The organism is Jatrophihabitans sp., assembly GCF_035474675.1.
In the GTDB taxonomy this organism is placed as follows: Bacteria; Actinomycetota; Actinomycetes; order Mycobacteriales; family Jatrophihabitantaceae; genus Jatrophihabitans_A.
In genome coordinates this window covers 1-19,308 of sequence record NZ_DATINC010000066.1, presented here as the reverse complement: position 1 = coordinate 19,308, position 19,308 = coordinate 1, and the positions used below count along the sequence as shown (strand labels likewise).

Here is a 19,308-nt window from a genome sequence, read left to right as displayed (position 1 = left end):
AGCGCCGGTTACCGGCTCGTCCAGTCCGCGTCGTCGGCCCGGTCGCTGGGCCGGCTGGTCTCCTCGCCGTCGGCCTCGATGCGCAGCAGTTCTTCGAACGCGCTCGGCTGGTCGAGCGCCTGGGACAGCAGCGGGGTGGCGAGCAGCTTGACCTGGTAGCCGCCCAGGCCCCGCCGATAGGCGCCCACCGACTCCCACTCGGTGAACAGCAGCCAGCTGCCGGCGTCGTCGGTGGCCCGGCCGACCGAGCCGCGCACGAAGCCCGGCCGCTCGGCCAGCAGCCGCAGCGCCTGCTCGGCCTGCTCCTGGAACTGCTCGGCCTGGAAATCGCCGGCTTCTCCGGACGGGTCCGGACGGAACTGCAGCAGCGCGATCACGAGGCACCGGCCTCGGTGGCCACCGCCGGGGTGCCGGTGGCCTCCATGCTGGTGGCTTCGGCGCCGGTGTCGTCCGCACTGAGGGCCTCCGCGCCGAGGGGCTCCGCCGCGGTGGCGTCGACCGCCCCGCCGAACCGGCGGTCGCGCGCGGCGTAGCTGGCGCAGGCGGCCCAGAAGTGCCGGCGGTCGAAGTCCGGCCACGGGGTGTCGAGGAACATCAGCTCGGCATAGGCCGACTGCCACAGCAGGAAGTTCGAGGTGCGCTGCTCGCCGGAGGTGCGCAGGAACAGGTCGACGTCGGGCAGATCGGGCTCGTCGAGGTAGCGGGCGAACATCTTCTCGTCGATCCGGGCCGGATCGATCCGGCCGGCCGCGGCCAGCTCGGCGATCCGCCGGGCGGCGTCGGCCACCTCGGCCCGGCCGCCGTAGTTGACGCAGAACTGTAGGGTCAGCCGGTCGTTGCGCTCGGTGAACTGCTCGGCGTCCTCCAGCTGGTCGATGACGCTGCGCCACAGCCGCGGCCGGCGGCCGGCCCACCGGATCCGCACGCCGTAGCTGTTCAGCTCGTCGCGGCGGCGCCGGATCACCTCCTTGTTGAAGCCCATCAGGAACCGGACCTCGTCCGGTGAACGCCGCCAGTTCTCGGTGGAGAAGGCGTAGGCCGAGATCACCGGCACGCCGAGCTCCATCGCCCCGAACAGCACGTCCATCAGGGCCGCCTCGCCGGCCCGGTGCCCCTCGGTGCGAGGCAGGCCACGGCTGTTGGCCCACCGGCCGTTGCCGTCCATCACGATCGCGACGTGCCTGGGCAGCAGGCTGGCCGGAAGGTCCGGTGGCCGGGCTCCGCTGGGGTGCGGCGGCGGGTCCGGCCAGGACGAGCGGCGAGCGGGCATGCAGGCCACCGTAGTACGGCGGACGAGTACCAGGGCACCTGGCTCGGCAGTGGCGGGTTTGAGAACATGGCGCCGTGCGCAGGAAGCCGGCTGATATGACGTCTGGCTATCATCAGGCCGGCCCGGGTGCGGCGGAGGGTACCGGGAGCACACCCATGACAGAACTTGACGAGGTGATCCAGGCCCTGCAGAGGGAATTACGCTCCGAGCAGGCACAACCCGGCGACAAGGACACCAGGGCGGGCATGCTGGCAGGCTTGCTGGAGGCCGGTCCGGCCCGAGTTGCTCCCAACCCGGGCGAGACCGTGTACCACCATGCCGGTTACCTGTCCGGTCACCTGCTGCGATGGCTGATCGTGCGAGGACAGGTTTTCGACGAGCGGCTCAGGTCGAGCGCGACCGGCTACGCCTCGTCGTTGGCCGATCCGGGCGGCCAGGCGATGCTCGACAAGCCGGACCGGCCGATGACGGCGCACAGTTATGCCGCTGTCCGCTGTGAACGGGCGAGCCGGCAGGCCTTGCCGGAGTCCGAGGAGCGGATGCTGTTCGAATGGCTGCTGGAGGTGACCCGCACGCCGTATACGCAGGAGCGCGGCGCCACGTTCCAGCGGCTGCGGGCCCACCGGCAGGACCGGCTGCGGTCGGGCGGGCTCAGCTAGAACCCGCCGACCGCGGCCACCGGATCAGAACTCTTCGGCGATGGTGATCTCGATCGAGATCTCGATGATCTCGACGAGTTCCTCCTCGATAGCGCCTTCGATGAAGGCGGCAACCGGTTCGCTGTCGGCTTCGGCGATCTCCTCCGCCAGCTCTATCGCCTCCCTGCGCTCCTTCAAATCATCGACGATCTCCTCGATGCACTCGGCTACCTGCTTGAGCGGTTCCTCATACGGGGTGCCTGTCGCTAGTCCGCTGGCATTGGCGAGGGTGATCGCGCACGCGAGGGCGGCGGCCAGCGGCTTGAAACCGTCTCCGCTGGGATCGGCCGAGTTGATCGGATCATTCCCGGCGTAGGCGTAGCGGTTGAAGCTGACCGGATGGGCTACGGCGGCAGCCGGGGTGGCATGCGTCCACCGTCCCAGCGGCGGGTTGTAGTACTGCGCCGAGGCCGGGTCTTCGGAGATGAAGCGGCCGGTGGCCGGGTCGTAGTAGCGGTCGGCCAGGTAGTAGAGCCCGGTCGAGGGGTCGTACTGGGCACCGATCCAGGTGTAGCCGGCCTCCGAGCCGTTGGTGCTGCCCGGTAGCCCGGCGGTGTTGTAGCGGTAGCGGGATGTCACGGCGCCGGTGGCGTCGGTCAGCGCGGTGGTGGAGTCGGATCCGTCGTGCACGAAGTAGGACGTGCCGTGTGCGTCGGTGCGTTCCAGCACCTCGGCCGGGACCGCGACATCGGTGGCGTCGGCGCCGGTGGGCAGCGTGACGTAGGAGGTCACCAGGTGGTTCGCGGCGTCGTACACCGCGGCCAGGTTGAAGGCCTCCCAGGCGTAGCGGGTCACCTGGCTGCCCTGGGCGCTCTGCACCCGCCGGTGCAGCGGGTCATAGGAATACCGCACCGTGCTGCCGTCCGGCAGGTCGACCGAGGTCAGCTCGTGGTCGACGTTCCAGTGGTAGCGGGTGATCGCGGAAGTGGCCGTATCGGTCTTGGAGGTCAGATTGCCCTCGGCGTCGTAGTCCAGCGCCGTGCCACCGAACTGGGTCAGCCGGCCCGCCTGATAGGTCAGCTGTGCCGCCGGCAGATCGGTGGTCGAGGTGACGTTTCCGGCGCCGTCGTAGGTGTAATCCTCCTCGGCCAACCCGGACCCGGTCGAGTGCGTTGCCTGGCTCAGGAAGCCGTTGTCCTGGTAGGTGTAGCTGCTGGCGCCATCCAGGTCGGTCATCGAACTCCGGCGCGCGGTCACCGGGTCGATGGTGTAGTCGCTCTGCGCGATGGCCGTCGTGCCGCTGCTGGCGTCCCGGCCGGTCAGCAGGCTGGACGAGTCGTAGCTGAACGCATCCACCACGCCGTTCGGCAAGTCGGTCGACGACACCCGGCTCTGTCCGTCGAAGTGATAGGTGACCGAGTGCCCGGCCGGGTCGATGGCCTCGGCGAGCCGGCCGTTGCCGTCGTAGTGATAGCGCGTCGTGCCGCCCGGCCCGGTGACCGAAGCCTGCTGGCCGTCCTCGCTCCAGCCGTAGTCGAACTGTGCCGTCGGCTGCTGGCTCGGGGTGCCGGCGGCAGTGCAGGCCGCATGCGCGGCCTGCGGCGCGCAACTCACCTGCCGTACCACCTTGCCGGAGTCGTCGTAGTCGAAGGTGACCTCGGCGCTGGCGTTGTCGGTCTCCACCAGCCGCTCCAGCGCGTCGTACCGGTAGGACGTCACGTCGTTTGCGGGACGTACCTCCTTGGTCAGTTTGCCGGCGGCGTCGTACTCGTAGCTGGTCACCGCGCCGTTGCGGTCGATGCGCTGCTGGACCAGGCCGGCATCGTTGTATACGTAGGTGGTCGCCGCGGCCGGGTCGCTGGCCCGATCGAGCAGGCCGCGGTCGTTGTAGTGGAAGCTCTGGGTGACGCCGCTGGGATCGGTCACCGAGATCACGTTTCCGGCGCCGTCGTAGGTGTAGTGGGTGGTGTTGTTCGAGGCATCCGTCACCGAGGTGTCGCGACCGTTGGCATCGGGGACGTAGCTGGTCCGGTGCCCGAGCGCGTCGAAGCTCGAGGTCCGGTATCCCGCGCTGTTGTAGGTGTAGGTGAGGGTGCGTCCGGCCGGATCGGTCGAGGTCTTGAGCTGGCCGTTGGGGTAGTAGGTGAAGGCCGAGGGCGGTGAACCTGGCCGCTGCGAGCTGAGCAGCTTCCCGGTGGTCGGGTCGTAGTTGAAGGTGGCGAGGGCCACACCGTCCGGCCCGGTCACCGTGCTGGCATGCCCGTGCACGTCGTAGCCGGCGTAGCGAGTGGTGCGGCCGTTGGCATCGGTGTGGCTGAGCAGGTTGCCGTTGGCGGCGGTGTCCGTCTCGTCGTAGACCCAGATCTGGTGATGCTGCTGCGGATCCAACAGATCGGTGACCCGCCCGAACCGGTCGTAGCTGAACTTGGTAGTCCGGGTGGTGGTTCCGAAGACCTGGTCCTTCTGCAGCACGTCGCCGAGATCGTCGAAGGTGTAGACGGTGGTCAACTGCCCGTTCGGGTCGTGCACCACCTGCTGCCGACCGGCGACGTCGCTGTCGAGGGGTGTGCGGTTGCCCGCGCCGTCGGAGATCGCGACAACGCGCCCGGCAGCGTCGTACTCGATGGTGGACAGTGCCCGGCCGTTGTCGCCGGTGGACCCGGTCAGATCGTGCTGGGCGTTGTACTGGTAACCGGTGTCGAAACCGTCCGGGTAGTGCACGCCGGCCAGGTCGCCGGCTGGCGAGTAGCTGTAGTCGATGGTCTGCCCGCCGGGCTCGGTGATCCGGGTGATGCGGCCGGCGCCGTCCTTGTCGAAGGTGATGGACACACCCGTCGAGGCGTGCACGCCGGTAGCGTCCACCGTGACCGAGTTGCCGTTCGGGTCCGTCTCGGACACCAGTCCGGTACCGGTGTCCAGGACGAAGGCCCGGCCGTCCCGGGTGGTCAGCCTGAACCTGGTCGGCGAGTAGAGAGCACCGAACAGGCCCTCGTCGATGTTGCCGGCGAAGTCGTAGCTGATTTCGTTGTCCAGTGCCTCCAGCGTCGAGGTGCTGCCACTGCCCGGGACGGGCGTGAAGGCCGCCGCGCCGAGGAAGTAGAACGCGGAGAACCCACCGGACGGGGTGAAATTGAACCGCTCCTGATGCTGGTCGGGGAAGGTGACCGTCACCACGTGCGGCACGGAACTCTTGAATGCGTAGACGCAACCGAAGAAGCTGCACTGCGTCGGATATTCGGTCCAGCCGCCGGCGCCCAGCGTGCGGTTGGCCGAGATCCGGAAGTTGCCGACGGATACCTGCCAGCCCACCCCGAAGTCACCCACGCGCTTGTCGGTGCTGTCGTAGGTGCGCAGCACCTGCATCGGCAACCCGTTCACTGACACGTCGACGTCCTTGTACGACGTCTGGTAGCGGCCGGGCTTGAGGTTGCCGTCGACTGCCAGGGTGGTCGAGGTCGACTGCACGCCGCCGCCGCTGGAGGTGGCCGACACCGTCACCGTGTAGGTGTCGTTGGCCAGCACCGTGGGGTCGAAGGTCGCCAGAGTGTCCGGCGGAGACCCGTCGCCGTGGGCCAGTGTGACCTTGGGCGAGCCGGGCGACACGGCCTGGTAGGTCACCTGCCAGGAGGTGATGGTCTCGCCGTCCGGTGGCGTGATAGTGGCCTGCACCGGGACAGGGGCGGTCACCCGGGTGCCGTCCGCCGGGGTGGCAGCGGTGATCGTCGGCGGCGAGGCGGGCAGTGTCTGGCCCGGGTTGCCAGGATCGGGAACCGTGCCGGCCGGCAGCGTCCAGTGCACGGAGACGGTGCCCGACAGGGTGCGCATCCCGCTGAAGAACGTGATCGCCTGGACGCTGTCGTCACCGGCCGAGGATGCGGTGTAGGACAGTTCGGTGGTTCCGTCTGCGCCGGTGGTGCCGTACACGTGCCCGGGATGCGCGCCGGTGACAGCAAGGTCCACCGGGGCGTTGCCGACCGGCAGCCCGGAGGCGTCCAGCACGTCAACGCGGAAGCTCTGGGCGGTACCGGCGTCTGCCTGCACCGAAGTCACCTTGGCGGTGCCGCCGGCCAGCGGGCTCAGCACCACGCTGCCCGCTGGTGGCAGCGGGGTGTTGATGCCCACTCCGTCGCCGCCGATCCGGGTCCACGGATGGGTCTCATTGCCGGCACCACAGCTGGGTGGGTCGATGCCCTTGGTGTTGAGGATCTGGTCGGTGTCGTCGAAGGAGTGGGCTTGCCCGTCGATGGTGAAGGTGATGTGCGGAGTGATGTGGGTGGGGTTGCAGGTGATGAACGGCGCGTCCGAGGTGTCGAAGGAGCCGTTCCTCGGGCAGCCGCTGTCGGCGCCCGAGATCATCTGGGTGTAGATCGCCGTCTGCCCGTCCGGCAACTGCCGGTCGGCCGGCCAGATCGCGAACCGGCAGTTCGGCCCGATGTCGACGGTCAGCGAGTTGATGGTGATCGCGTGCCCGGTGGTGTTGTCCAGCCGGACCGCGCCGCCGTCGAACTCGCAGTTGCCCTGGCAGCCCACGAAGACCGTGTTGGGCGAACCGCTCCACGGGAACGGGAAGGCGCTGCCGCCCGGCCGCAGGCCATCGGCGTAGCCGACATAAGCGGTGATGCCGGAGGTGTCGGCGGTGAATGAGACGGTGGACATCACCAGGCTGAGCGTCGGGCCACCCGCTTCGGTGTAGTCGACCTCGTACGGGTAGGAGCCGGCGCTCGGGAAGTGCACGGTGACGGTGGTGGTGTGCACCGCGTTGCTCGGTCGGTTGTCCGCGCCGGCCAACGGGTAGTTCTCGAACGCCGAGCGGTTCGAAGCCGGTGTGTTCTCGTAGCTGCCGTTGACCCTCGTCGCGCCGCCGCCGATGCCGAACAGGAAGCCGGCGTCGTAGTCGAACCGGAACGTGACGTCGCCCGGCTTGGCCACCACGAAGTCGGCGGTGAACACCGCGTCGAACGAGGTCATGCCGGTGCCGCCGGCCTGCTTGCCGTTGCCCTGCGCCACGATCGCTCCGACCCCGTTGCCCATCAGGTCGGTGGTGACGTCGGTGAAGGGATGCGTGCTGGTGGTGACGCCGGTCAGGTTGTGCGGCAGTGCCGCGGCCGACGGGTTGAACGCGAGATTCGGGAACGTCTGGCCGAACGTCGGCACGTCGCCGGGCTTGGCCACGAAGGTGGTGGCGCTGCTGGGCTCGGTGAAGAACCGGCCGTCCACGCTGGTCGTGCCGATCGGCGCGATCGGGCTCACCCAGCCGATCTGGGCGGTGTTCGACTGGACGTGCACGGTGCCTGCCGTCGCCTCGGCCTGTGCGGTGTCGAGCCCGGCCGCCTTGCCCGCGTAGTGGAAGGTGGCAACTCCGGTGCTGCCGGTGGTGACCGTCCCGGTGACCGGGTTGGTGCCGGTGACGGTGAGGGTGACCGCGATGTTGGGCACCGGCTTCCCGTTGCGGTCGAGCAGGGTGGCGGTCAGCACCTGGTCGGTGCCGACCACGTTCGGCCCGGCCAATTCAGGCGACAGCGTCAGCGTCGCGCCGACCAGCGAGGACTGCACGGTGGTGGTGAAGCTCGCCGACACCGGTCCGTAGCCGTTGCCGTTGGCGTCGGTCCAGCGCACCTGGGCGGTGTCGGTGAGCGGCCCGTCCGGCTGGTCGTCAGGCACCGCGAAGGCGGCCGTCGGAGTTGCCCCGGCGCCCGCGGCCAGGCTGCCCGGCGCTCCGGACACGATGGCCGTTCCCCCAGCGGGAACCGTGTCGGTCAGCGCGATCCCGGTTGCGCTCGCGCCGCCAGTGTTCTGCAGCGGCAGCTGGTAGTGACCGGTGGCGCCCGCGTCCACGGTGGCCGGGCCGGACTTGCCGACGCTGACGATCGGCAGATGCTCGACGGTGCTGACCGGCGGGGCGGTCGCGGTGCACGTGGTGCCGCCGCCTGATCCGGAAGCGGTGGCACTGGCGCTCAGCACGCTGCCTTCCGCTGCCGCGAGACGGCTCAGGTACGCCGCGTCCGCCTCGCTCGCCCCGGGCAGCGCGAGGGTGGGCACCGTCCACTTCGTCGGCACGTTCACGCTGTCGCCGACGGCGATCTTCGCCAACGCCGGCACGGTGGCCTGGTCCACCGTCCGGGTGCTGCCGTCCGGCAGCGAGAACGCGACCGACACCCCGGTGATCGCGGGCGCCCCGGCCGCGAACGGGTTGGCGAACTCGGTGCGGTAGGTGTAGGGCTGGCCGTTCTTCGGGTCGCGCGGCGACACCTCGACGTGCACCACGTTGCGAATCCCGTCACTGCGCTTGGGATCGGTCAGCACGCCGGCCTGCGCGGCGGTCAGGGTGAGCTGAGCGGTGTAGGACCAGCTGGCCTTCTTGCCGGCGCCGATCACCGTGCCGAGCAGGTGGTCGCCCGAACCCGGATAGGTGACTCCGGACGCCGCGATCGGCGTCGTGTCCACGGCGAGGCCGGTGGTGGCGGGGGACGGCACCGCCGGTGTCCAGGTGGGGCTCGTGGCCTGGTAGCCACCTAGTGGGATCCAGACCTTCGTCGCCGGGTCGTGGTACTCGACGTCGTCGTACCAGTCGGTGAGCGTGCCGGGTGAATCGGCGCTCTCAGTGGCGGAGTACGAGCCCCTCAAGGTCAGGACCGCACCGGTATTGGTGACCCGGGCGGTGTAGCTGAGCTGGTCGCCAGGGATCGCGGTGGACCGGTCGACCGCGAGGGTAGCCGCCAACGTGGGGACCACCCCAGTACTGGTGACGGTCTTAGTCAGGTCGAGGCTGGCCCCGCCGCCGGCGCTGGCGGGCGCCGCGCCCACCACGGACAGCAGGCTGGCGACCATGGCGGCCACGGTCAGCTCGGCAATTCCTGCCGAGCGCGAGGAACGGAAACGAATGCGCATGGCCAGACCCCCACTAATGCTTCAAAGCCACTGAGTGGCGGAAGCAACGCGTAATAAGCGGAGCGCACGCTAGCAAGAAAATTCAGCTATTCGGGCACAAAAGGAAAAGATTTGTAATCCGTGTAAATAGCCTCAAGCAGAGTTCTGGATTTGCATCGCCCGGCCTGAGCTTTCTCACATTCCACGGCAATAAACCTGCCCGGCGTGCCGCTCCTGCGGGTTACTTGACGCCGGCGCGGCTTCCCCAGCTCAGCGGTCCACCAGCGGCAGCGAGCGGATGCCGCGCTCCAGGTGCCACTGCAGGTGGGCGGCGATCAGGCCGCTGGCCTCGCGGCGCAGGTCCGCCGCGGCGGCATCGGCGCCGGCCCAGTCGCCGGACAGCAGCGCCGCCATCAGCGCCAGCGAGCCGACCTGGGGACGCACCGAGCCCGGCGGCCGGCAGTTCAGGCAGACCACCCCGCCAGCCGGCACGTTGAAGGCGCCGTGTGGGCCGGGCGCCGAGCACACCGCGCACTCGGCCAGCGCCGGCTCCCAGCCGGCCAGCGACATCGACCGGATCAGGAAGGCGTCCAGGATCATGGTGGCCTCGTGCTCGCGGTCGGCCAGCGAGCGCAGCGCACCCACCACCAGCAGGTACTGCCGCAGCGCGGGCTCGCCCTCCTCGGCGGTGAGCCGCTCGGCGGTCTCGCAGATCGCCACCGCCGCGGTCCAGGCCGGGTAGTCGGCCGACAGCCGGGCGCCGTAGTTGTCCACCGACTCGACCTGGGTGATCAGGTCCAGGCCGGGGTTGCGCGGATGCCCGCGCTCGGCGTCCGGCACCGCGGTGCGGGTGTGCAACTGCACGTCGATGTGGCTGCCGGGCTCGAGCCGGGCGCCGTAGCGGGAGGTGGTGCGCCGCACCCCCTTGCCGACCGCCCGGATCCGGCCGTGCCGGCGGGTCAGCAGCGTGACGATCCGGTCCGCCTCGCCCAGCTTGTGGACGCGCAGCACCACGGCTTCGTCACGGTAGAGCGGCATCGTTCCATCGTCCCAGATCTTGCGCCGCGCAGACAGAACTCAGCGCGTCGTGCCGGTGCGGGCCGCCTGGCTGCGGCGCAACCGGGCGGCCAGTGCCCGGCGGGCGACCGGGCCGAGGTCGTCGAGCACGTCGGTCAGGATCGCCAGCTGGCCGAGTGCGGCCATGGCATGCCGGGACGCGTCCGGGTCGGCCGCCTCGTACAGCTCCAGGCCGATGAACGCGGCCGCGATCGCCCGGGCCAGGCCCGGGATGTCGAGCGCGGCCTTGATCGGGCTGCCGGCGAGGATCCGGCGCAGGGTCAGCTCGATCTCGGTGATCCACAAGCCGAACGCCTGCTTGGCCGCCTCGGCCAGGATGGCGTTCTGCTGGGCGGCAGCCAGCACCTGGGCCAGCACCCGGGTGTTGCCGGCGGCCCGCTCAGCCTCGTGCAGATCCTGCCCGATGGTGAGCAGCTCGCGCAGTGACGTGACGTCGGCGAACCGGTCGGCGTACAGCGCCACCCGCTCCCGGGTCGCGCTCTGGCAGGCGGCGATGATCAGCTCGTCCACGCTGCCGAAGTGGTAGAAGACCAGTGCCTGGTTGACGCCGGCCGCCGCGGCGATGGACCGGGCCGAGGTGCCGGCGATCCCCTTGTCCCGCAAGGCCGCGATGGTGCCGGCCAGCAGCCGTTCGCGGGTGTCGCCACTCACCGGTAGGCACTCCTCGTCCTCAGCCGCCCGCGCCGTTCTTGAGCGCGTGCTCAATGCAGGCAGTGTAGGGCGGCACGACCCGGTCCGGGTCATGGCACGGGTAGCGACATCGGTGTGGCCGTGCGGGTCATCCGGACCGGCCTCCCGGCCATCTCCAGTCCCGGTGCTCGGGCATGCCGGTGATGATGCACGGGGTCAGCAGCACGGCGGCGAGCGCGGCCGCCACCGCCAGGCTCGGGTTGAGATACAGGGTGAAGCCCCAGAGCGTGTCCACCCGGCTGATGTGCAGCAGCACCAACAGCAGCGCCGTCACCACCCCGCCGGTGATCAGCTGGGCCCGGTACATCGGCCGGACCGCCCAGCTGCCGGCCAGCGCCAGCACCAGCCCGGCCACCAGGCCCAGGCAGCCGCCGACTGCAGCGCCGAACAGCGCGGCGAATCCGACGAGAGCCAGTGGCTTCACCTCGCCGAACTGCACGCACCACACCACCCAGGTGAAGGCACCGAGCACCGTGCCACCGATGATACCCCAACCTACGCCCCGGCCGACGATCAGCCTTCGCGGTAATGGGGAATCGCCGGCCAGCGAGCCGGGCCCGGCTGGGGCGAGTGGCACCGGCGGGGCGGGCGCCGGCCGGACCGGCAGGGGCACGCCAGCACCACCGGGCGGTGGTGATCCGTTGACGACCCGCGGGGTGAACAGCGCCGCGGCCACTCCGGCCGCCGCTACCGCCACTGCTGAGCCCACCCCGAGCCAGATATTCGAGCGCAGCAAGGGCTGTGCGTGTTGCAGGTACCAGGCGAGGACCAGCGGAACCACTGTCGCGGCGCTGCCGGTGACCAGCCGGGCGTAGGGCATCCGACGGATCACCCGCCGCCCGCTGAGCGCCAGCGCCAGCCCGGCCACCGCGCCGCTGGCCGAGCCGACGATACCGCCGACCATGAAGGCGAACTGAATGAACACGAGGTAGACCAGCCCGCCCTCCGAGGCGTAGGCCAAGCCCAGTGCCACATCGGCGGCGCCACCGAACACCATGCCCCAGAGCGTGCTCAGGTAGATGGCCCGTCCGATCAGCAGGAAGCGGTACCGCAACTCATCCGTGCCCATGTCCGCACCTCGTCCTCCGCTTATTTGAGCGTCCGCTCAATTACAGCAGGTTTTGAGCGACCGCTCAAGTGGGAGCGTCAGCGGTAGCCCGTCGACGGTTGGGGAGGTAAACCTAGTCCCGGAACGGGTCGCGGTCGGTGACGCAGTACACCAGCCCGGCCGGGTCGCGCAGCGTGGTCCAGTGCTCGGCGACCAAGATCAGTTCGGCACCCAGCTCGGTGTGCCGCTCCACCTCGGCTGGCCGGTCGTCACAGGCCAGGTCGGCGTGCGCCCGGGTCGGGCCGGCATCGTCGGATCCCAGTCGCTGCAGAAGAATCCGCAACGGCAGGTGAGCCGGACGCGCCAGGTTGACGAACTCGTCCGAGGTACGCCGCCGCGGCCAGCCGGTGAGCCCGGCCCAGAACTCGCACTCGGTGTCGAACGCGTCGGCCGGGATGTCCAGGCAGATCTGGTCGAGCAGGCTGTGCTGGCCGGCCGGCCAGCGGCGCGGCCGGGCCCGGCGCCGTTCCCTCTCGTCCTGCACCAGGCAGAACGGCTGCCCAGCCGGCGTGTCCAGCACGATCAGGCCCGGCACCTGGTGGACCACCGTCGCGCCGAGCGCGCCCGCCTGCCGCGCCGCCGACGCCAGGTCGGGCACGTGCAGGTCGGGGTGCCAGCCGCCGTCCGGGCGGTGTACCCGCTGCACCCAGAGGTAGCGATCCTCGTCCGCACCAGCCAGCGGCAGGTACTCGTCCTGGTCGCCGACCGGCGGGGCGGGCACGGCGGCCGTCACCGCCGCCCAGAATCGCAGGGCGGCCTCGACGCGCGGTTCCGGCACGTCGGCGAAGGCGGACAGCCAGCTGATCACCATCCGCCGAGCTTACGAAGCTACTCGGCGAGATCCCACAGCAGCCGGTAGTAGGAGATCCGGTCAGGATCGGGCTCGCTGCCGTACGCCTGGAAGTAGAGCGGCTGGTAGCCGGCGCCGTAGTTCCACTCCAGGCTCCAGCTGCCGACCGCCAGGTCGGCCCACCGGTCGGCCACCCCCAGCGATCCCAGGTCGACGTAGCCGGCCACCTGGCCCGCGGAGTCCAGCAGCGTGTTGGGCGCGCACGCATCGCCGTGGCAGACCACCAAGCGGTCCACCGGCGGCGGGTCGGCCAGCCGGTCGAGCAGCCGCCGTACCGGCTGGCCGGTGTGCTCGGCATGCCACTCGCCCGGGTCGAGCCGGCCCCGCTCGAACACCGCCGCGATCCGGTCCTCGGCCGACCAGGAGAACGGGCAGTCCGCCACCGGCAGCGCCTCGTGCAGTGCGCGCAGGCCGCTGCCCAGCGCCCGGGCGGCAATCTCGGGTTCGGCCTGCCAGCGCGGATCCACGGCGTTGCGGCCGGCGATCGCGCGGGTCACCAGCCAGCTGCCGGACTGCGCCGAACCGCTGCCGAGCAGCTCGGGCACCGGCAGGTGAGCCGCCGCCCAGCGCAGCCGGACTGCCTCCCGGCCGAGGTCCAGGCCGCTGCCCGCCGGTGCCCACTTGACGTACCGGTCGCCGATGCTGAAGGTCAGGCCGCCGAGCTCGTTGCGCCACACCGGACGGACCGGCGCCCCGTCGGCCAGCGCGCGGACCGGGTCGGGCACCGCCACCGAGCCCGGCGGGCCGGCGATCACAGCGCGGCGCCGACCTCGACGGGTGCCGGACGACCCGGCGTCCGCAGCCGGGCGGCCAGCAGCAGCGCGAACACCGCCGAGGCCAGCGCGCAGCCGACCGGCAGCGAGAACGCGAACCGGGCCCCGTGCCGGTCGGCGATGCCGCCGACCACCGCCGCGCCCAGGCCGTAGCCCACCGACAGGCCGGTGCCGATCCAGGTCAGCCCCTCGGTGAGCGAGCCCGGCGGCACGATCTGGTCGACCAGCCCGAACGCCCCGATCAGGGTGGGCGCGATGCCCAGCCCGATCACCCCGGCACACAGCGCCAGCACGCCGATGCCGGTGGCGGCGAAGTACAGGAACGGCATTACGCCGAACAGCGCCGCGCTGATCACGAACCGGCGCAGCACGCCGCTACGCCAGTGTCGGCCGCCGTAGAACAGTGCCGACACCATGCTGCCGCCGGCGAAGCTGGCCACCACCCAGCCGGCGCTGGACCGGTGACCGTGCTGGCCGCAGAAGGCCACCATGGTCACCTCGGCGCTGCCGAACACCGCGCCCATGAACACCATCGCGCAGGTGATCATCGACATCCCGCGATACCGCAGCGCGAAGTCGTGCCGCTCCCCCACCGGCCTCGGCTGCACCGGCGGCTCGGTGGAACGCAGCGTCGCCAGCCACAGGGTGCCGATGCTGATCACCAGCAGTGCCAGCCCCAGGGTGACCAGCGGGTGGGTGTGCAGGGCCAGCACCGTGGCGATCAGCGGACCGATGACGAAGATGACCTCGTCCAGGGTGGACTCGACCGAGTACCCGGTGGAGCGTTCCGGGCCGTCGCCCGGCCAGACGTAGGACCACCGGGCCCGGACCAGCGCGCCGATGTTGAGCATGGTGATGCCCATCAGCACCGCGGGCGGCAGCAGCGTCCAGAGCGGGGCGTGCCCGGTGACCAGCCCGCCGAACAGCGCGGTGGAGGCCAGGTGGGCGAGCAGGAACCAGGGCAGCACCCGGTGCTGGCCCAGCCGGTCCACCAGTACCGCGGCGATCGGGTTGCCGAGCGCCCCGCCCACCACGTAGCTGCCGCTCACCACGCCGGCGTAGCCGTAGGAGTGGGTTCGTGCCGAGATGATCAGCACGATCGCGATCGGGTAGATCGCCAGGGTGATCCGGGCCAGGAAGCCAGCGGTGGCGAACTCCGCCGTCCCCGGTGGTGAGAAGGCGGCGCGATAGCGGTTCAGCATGGGTCAGAAGTCCTGGTTCCTAGAAGCCGAGCCGGTCGAGCATCTTGGGATCGCGCTGCCACTCGCCCATCACCGCGACGTGCAGGTTCAGATTGACGCGCCGGCCGAGCAGCTCCTCGATGCCGCGGCGCGCCTCGCTGCCGATCCGCTTGAGCCGGCTGCCGCCGCGGCCCAGCACGATCGGCTTCTGGCTGGCCCGCTCCAGGTGCAGGGTGGCGAAGATGTCGACCAGCGGCGGCCGGCCGGACCCGTCGTCCGGACGCGGGTTCATCTCCTCCACGGTGACCGCGATCGAGTGCGGCAGCTCGTCGCGGACGTCGGCCAGCGCCGCCTCGCGGATCAGCTCGGCGATCCGGTTCTCCTCGGTCTCGTCGGTGGTCACGGTGTCGGGGTAGAGCTGTGGACCGGCAGGCAGCTGCCCGATCAGCAGGCCGGCCAGCAGCTCGACCTGGTCCCCGGCCCGGGCCGAGGTCGGCACCACCTCCGCCCAGTCCCCCAGCTCGCTGACGGCCAGCAACTGCTCGGCGACCCGCTGCTTGCCCACCGTGTCGGTCTTGGTAACGACGGCGATCACCGAGGCCCGCACCGCCTGCAGCTCCGCCGCGATGAACCGGTCGCCGGGACCGACCTTCTCGTTGGCCGGCACGCAGAAGCCGACCACGTCCACCTCGGCCAGCGTCTCGCGCACCACGTCGTTGAGCCGCTGGCCGAGCAGGGTGCGCGGCCGGTGCAGCCCCGGCGTGTCCACGATCACCAGCTGGCCGTCAGGCCGGCTGAGCACCCCCCGGACGGCTCGGCGGGTGGTCTGCGGCTTGTCGCTGGTGATCGCGATCTTGGCGCCGACCAGCGCGTTGGTCAGGGTGGACTTGCCGGCATTCGGCCGGCCGACGAAGGCGCAGAAGCCCGAGCGGTACTGATCTACCTGGTTCACCCTGCCATTCTCTCAGCCGGCGGCCAGCGCTTTCGGCCCCCGGCATGCGGAACTCTGGCGGCCGTTTCACACTGTGTGCATGACTCGCAACTCCAGGTACCTGGCCCTGACCGGCGCCACCGTCGCGGTGCTGGCGGCGACGGTGCTCACCGTCGCCGAGCCGGCCGGCGCCGGGCTACCGGCGGCTCGGGCCACCTCCGCCCCGATCACCGCGACCGCGACCACCACCGCCACCACCGCGTACGCCGACTGGCCCACCTACCACGGCAACGGCGCCCGGGCCGGGTACGCGATCACCGCCAAGCGGGACAACGTCCAGCCGACCCTGGCCTGGAACATCCCGCTGGACGGCGCGGTGTACGGCCAGCCGATCATCGTCAACCACGGCATCCGGATCGCGGCCACCGAGAACAACTCGGTCTACCGGCTGTCGGGCAACTCGGTCGTCTGGCGGCGCAACCTGGGAGCGCCGGTGCCACGCTCGGCCCTGCCGTGCGGCAACATCGACCCCAGCGGCATCACCGGCACCCCCGCCTACGACGCGGCACACAACACCGTGATCGTGGTGGCCGTCCTCAACAGCCCGATCCGGCACATCGCCTACGGCCTGGACCCGGGCACCGGCGCGGTCAAGTGGTCCCGCAACGTCGACGTGCCGTCCAGCGTGCCCGGCATCAGCCCGACCGCGATGCAGCAGCGCGGCGCCCTGCTGGTGGCCAGCGGCCGGGTCTACATCCCCTACGGCGGGCTGGCCGGTGACTGCAGCAGCTACCGGGGCAGCGTGGTCGGGCTGGACCTGGCCTCGCCCACCACCGCCGCGCTGTGGAACTTCACGGTGCCCACCTCGCGGGAGGGCGGCATCTGGACCCCGCCCGGGCCGGTCGAGGAGCCCGGCGCCGGCCTGCTGGTGGCAGTCGGCAACGGCGCCACCGCCGGTACCGGCAGCTACGACTACTCCGACTCGATCCTGGAACTGGCCGGCCAGAAGATCACCGACTCGTTCTCGCCGAGCACCTGGCGTGACGACAACGCCGCCGACCTCGACCTGGGCTCGCAGGGACCGACGATCGTCGGCAACTACGTCTTCATCGCCGGCAAGCGCGGCACCGCGTACGTGCTGAACAAGGCCAAGCTGGGCGGCATCGGCGGCCAGGTGTCGCAGGCCAGCCTGTGCAAGTCCTTCGGCGGCACCGCGGTGGTCGGCACCACGGTGTACGTGCCGTGCGTGGACGGCCTGCGGGCGGTCCGGATCAACTCGAACGGCACCATGACGGTGCTCTGGCACGCGGCCTCGAACATCAACGGCACCCCGACCGTGGGCGGTGGCCGGATCTTCGTGCTGGACTACGCGGCGGGCGTGCTGCACGTGCTCGACCCGCCGACCGGCCGGACGCTGTGGACGATGAGCACCGGGCCGGTGAACCGGTTCGCCACCCCCGCCATCTACTCCAACGCGGTCTACGTCGGGACGCTGGCCGGGGTGCGGGCCTGGGTGTGGTGAACCCGGCCTGACGAAGGTAGCCCGGCTGGGTGGCTAGCTCAGTCGGACAGCCGGCCGGCCTCGTCGACGGCATACACCGGCGCGGACGGGGTCAGGTCGGCCACCGCGGCGGCACCGTCCGGGTCGGCCTCGGCACCGGGCGACAGCACCACGGCAGCCTCCAGGCCGGGCGCCCCGGACGAGACCGCCATCGCCACCGCCACCTGCAGCGCCGACAGCCGCAGCGACGGCAGCGCCACACTCGCCCCGGCATAGGTCCGGCCGTCGGTGTCGCGTACCGCGGCGCCCTGGGCCGCGCCGGTCCGGGCCCGGGTAGCCCGGGCCAGCGTCACCAGCTTGGCGTCCTCACCCTGCAACAGCCCGTCCGGCGACAGCCCGTCCGGCGACGGCCCGTCCGGTGACTGCCCGTCCTGCGGTGCGTCAGGCATCGGTGTCCTCGCCCTCGTCCGGCTCGTCCAGCCTGCGGACCAGCACCGTGTCGATCCGGTTGCGGCGCCCGCCCACGCTCTCGGCGGTGAGCTGCAGGCCGTAGGCCGACACCGACGAGCCAGCGATCGGCACCCGGCCCAGCTGCTGCGCCAGCAGCCCGCCGACGGTCTCGACGTCGTCGCCGCGGGGCAGCTCGACCCCGAACATCTCGCCGAGGTCCTCCACCGGCAGCCGCGCGGTCATCCGCACCGAGCCGTCCGCCAGCTCCTCGACCGGTGGCCGTTCCACGATGTCGTACTCGTCGCGGATCTCGCCGACGATCTCCTCCAGGATGTCCTCGATGGTGATCAGCCCGGCGGTGCCGCCGTACTCGTCGATGACGATGGCCAGGTGGGTGTAGTGGGCCTGCATCTCGCGCAGCAGCTCGTCCACCGGCTTGGACTCCGGAACGAACGTCGGCGGCCGCATCACCTCGTCCAGCTTGGTCTGGCGGGCCCGTTCCTGGTCCTGGGAGCGGCGGACCAGGTCCTTGAGGTACACCACCCCCACCACGTCGTCGACGTTGTCGGCCACCACCGGGATCCGGCTGAAACCCGACCGCAGCGACAGGGTGAGCGCCTGCGGCACCGTCTTGGTGGACTCGATCCACACCACCTCGGTGCGCGGCACCATCACCTCGCGCGCGATGGTGTCGCCGAGGTCGAAGACCGACTGGATCATCTCCCGCTCGCCGCGCTCGACCACCCCGCGCGACTCGGCCAGGTTCACCAGCTCGCGGATCTCCACCTCGGAGGAGAACGGGCCGTCGCGCAGCGCCTTGCCCGGGGTGATCGCATTGCCCAGCAGGATCAGCAGCGAGGCCAGCGGGCCGAAGAACCGGCCCAGCACCAGCACCGGGCCGGCACCCACCAGGGCCACCGGATAGGCGTGCTGGCGGCCCAGGGTGCGCGGGCCGACGCCGATCAGGACGTAGGAGATCACCACCATCACCGCGACGGTCAGCAGCACCACCGGCCAAGTGGTCCCCCACTCCCCGGTGGCCACCACGGTGGCGAAGACGGTGGCGGTGAGCTCGGCGGCGACCCGCAGCAGCAGGATCAGGTTGGTGTGCCGGGCCCGGTCGGCGAGCACCCTGGCCAGCGAGGCCGCGCCGCGCCGGCCGGTCCGGACGTACTCCTCCTCGACCCGGGCCACCGACACCCGCGCCAGCGCGGCATCCACCGCGGCCAGCGCCCCGGCCGCCGGCACCAGCAGCAGCGCCAGGATCAGCAGCACCAGGTAGATGCCGGTCACGGCAGCTCGTTCCGCGAGCGTCTGTCGCTGTCGCCCATGTCAGCCGCGCTTCTCGCCGGCGGTGCCCGGCAGCGGGGTGCGGACCGGCCCGCGGCCGCTGTCCCGGGCCCAGCCGGTCACCAGCCGGGCCTGCAGCTCGAACATCTCCCGCTCGTCCTCGGGCTCGCCGTGGTCGTAGCCCAGCAGGTGCAGCACCCCGTGGGTGGTCAGCAGGAACAGCTCGGCGTCGGTGCTGTGCCCGGCCGCGGTGGCCTGCAGGGCGGCCACCGACGGGCACAGGATCACATCACCCAGCAGCGACGGGCCGGGGTCGGTGCCGATGCCCGGCTTGTCGTCGAGGGTGTCCATCGGAAAGGCCATCACGTCGGTCGGGCCGTCCAGGTCGAGCCACTGCTTGTGCAGCGTCGACATCGCGGCCTCGTCGACCAGCAGGATGGACAGCTCCGCCAGCGGGTTGATGCCGAGCGAGTCCAGCACGTGCCGCGCGACCGAGCCGATGGCACGCTCGTCGACGGCGACGCCGGACTCGTTGTTGATCTCGATGCTCACGGGCGTCCGCCAGCGCTCACTCGATGCTCGCTCAGACCGAGTCGTCGTATCTGGAGTACGCCTCGACGATGTGGCCGACCAGCTGGTGGCGCACCACGTCCTTGGAGTCCAGGTAGGCGAACTCGATGTC

Annotated in this window: 15 protein-coding genes; 2 read left to right on the top strand and 13 right to left on the bottom strand. The window is 70.9% G+C overall.

Features of this window, described 5'->3' with window-relative positions; genetic code table 11:
• Window positions 1–8: 8 nt before the first annotated feature.
• Both VLJ82_RS08255 and VLJ82_RS08250 read right to left on the bottom strand, forming a co-directional pair.
• A complete protein-coding gene (locus VLJ82_RS08255) occupies window positions 9–377 on the bottom strand; it encodes an antibiotic biosynthesis monooxygenase family protein (RefSeq protein ID WP_408662858.1) in 369 nt (122 codons plus the stop codon).
• Window positions 374–1,270 carry an isoprenyl transferase gene (locus VLJ82_RS08250; protein WP_408662857.1) on the bottom strand — a complete coding sequence of 299 codons (897 nt, stop codon included), beginning with the start codon at window positions 1,268–1,270 and terminating at the stop codon, window positions 374–376. Before VLJ82_RS08250 ends, VLJ82_RS08255 begins: the two co-directional genes overlap by 4 nt.
• A 155-nt stretch (window positions 1,271–1,425) precedes the next feature.
• On the opposite strand from VLJ82_RS08250, the gene VLJ82_RS08245 reads away from it, so the two are divergent.
• Window positions 1,426–1,929: a hypothetical protein gene (locus VLJ82_RS08245; protein ID WP_408662856.1), complete on the top strand. Its 504-nt coding sequence runs from the start codon at window positions 1,426–1,428 to the stop codon at window positions 1,927–1,929.
• 24 nt (window positions 1,930–1,953) lie between these two features.
• Here the strand turns inward: VLJ82_RS08245 and VLJ82_RS08240 are convergent, their stop codons facing one another.
• The 8 genes from VLJ82_RS08240 to era all read right to left on the bottom strand — a co-directional run bounded on the left by VLJ82_RS08240 (window position 1,954) and on the right by era (window position 15,406).
• Complete coding sequence (locus VLJ82_RS08240; protein ID WP_408662855.1) at window positions 1,954–8,796, bottom strand: RHS repeat-associated core domain-containing protein; 6,843 nt, start codon at window positions 8,794–8,796, stop codon at window positions 1,954–1,956.
• A gap of 249 nt (window positions 8,797–9,045) precedes the next feature.
• Window positions 9,046–9,813, bottom strand: a complete 768-nt coding sequence (gene recO, locus VLJ82_RS08235; RefSeq protein WP_408662854.1) for a DNA repair protein RecO — start codon at window positions 9,811–9,813, stop codon at window positions 9,046–9,048.
• A 39-nt stretch (window positions 9,814–9,852) separates the two neighbouring features.
• Complete coding sequence (locus VLJ82_RS08230; protein ID WP_408662853.1) at window positions 9,853–10,503, bottom strand: TetR/AcrR family transcriptional regulator; 651 nt, start codon at window positions 10,501–10,503, stop codon at window positions 9,853–9,855.
• Window positions 10,504–10,630: 127 nt separating this feature from the next.
• Window positions 10,631–11,611 (bottom strand): hypothetical protein, encoded by a 981-nt coding sequence (locus tag VLJ82_RS08225; protein ID WP_408662852.1) that lies wholly within the window; start codon window positions 11,609–11,611, stop codon window positions 10,631–10,633.
• Between the two features lie 112 nt (window positions 11,612–11,723).
• The gene (locus VLJ82_RS08220; RefSeq protein ID WP_408662851.1) at window positions 11,724–12,461 is read right to left on the bottom strand and encodes a VOC family protein; all 738 of its coding nucleotides are present in this window, start codon (window positions 12,459–12,461) and stop codon (window positions 11,724–11,726) included.
• Window positions 12,462–12,478: 17 nt separating this feature from the next.
• The gene (locus tag VLJ82_RS08215; protein WP_408662850.1) at window positions 12,479–13,255 is read right to left on the bottom strand and encodes an aminoglycoside 3'-phosphotransferase; all 777 of its coding nucleotides are present in this window, start codon (window positions 13,253–13,255) and stop codon (window positions 12,479–12,481) included.
• Complete coding sequence (locus VLJ82_RS08210) at window positions 13,252–14,475, bottom strand: MFS transporter (RefSeq protein WP_408662849.1); 1,224 nt, start codon at window positions 14,473–14,475, stop codon at window positions 13,252–13,254. The genes VLJ82_RS08215 and VLJ82_RS08210 overlap by 4 nt, the downstream gene beginning before the upstream one ends.
• 19 nt (window positions 14,476–14,494) lie before the next feature.
• Window positions 14,495–15,406 (bottom strand): GTPase Era, encoded by a 912-nt coding sequence (era, locus tag VLJ82_RS08205; protein ID WP_408662848.1) that lies wholly within the window; start codon window positions 15,404–15,406, stop codon window positions 14,495–14,497.
• Window positions 15,407–15,485: 79 nt separating this feature from the next.
• Between era and VLJ82_RS08200 the strand changes: the two genes are divergently transcribed.
• Window positions 15,486–16,907 (top strand): PQQ-binding-like beta-propeller repeat protein, encoded by a 1,422-nt coding sequence (locus tag VLJ82_RS08200; RefSeq protein WP_408662847.1) that lies wholly within the window; start codon window positions 15,486–15,488, stop codon window positions 16,905–16,907.
• A gap of 38 nt (window positions 16,908–16,945) precedes the next feature.
• Here the strand turns inward: VLJ82_RS08200 and VLJ82_RS08195 are convergent, their stop codons facing one another.
• Genes VLJ82_RS08195 through ybeY form a run of 3 tightly spaced genes read right to left on the bottom strand, consistent with a single transcriptional unit; the run spans window position 16,946 to window position 19,178 of the window.
• Window positions 16,946–17,335 carry a cytidine deaminase gene (locus tag VLJ82_RS08195; RefSeq protein ID WP_408662846.1) on the bottom strand — a complete coding sequence of 130 codons (390 nt, stop codon included), beginning with the start codon at window positions 17,333–17,335 and terminating at the stop codon, window positions 16,946–16,948.
• Window positions 17,328–18,629, bottom strand: coding sequence for a hemolysin family protein (locus VLJ82_RS08190; protein WP_408662845.1), 1,302 nt, complete (start codon window positions 18,627–18,629; stop codon window positions 17,328–17,330). The genes VLJ82_RS08195 and VLJ82_RS08190 overlap by 8 nt, the downstream gene beginning before the upstream one ends.
• Window positions 18,630–18,668: 39 nt before the next feature.
• Complete coding sequence (gene ybeY / locus VLJ82_RS08185) at window positions 18,669–19,178, bottom strand: rRNA maturation RNase YbeY (protein WP_408662844.1); 510 nt, start codon at window positions 19,176–19,178, stop codon at window positions 18,669–18,671.
• Between the last annotated feature and the right edge of the window lie 130 nt (window positions 19,179–19,308).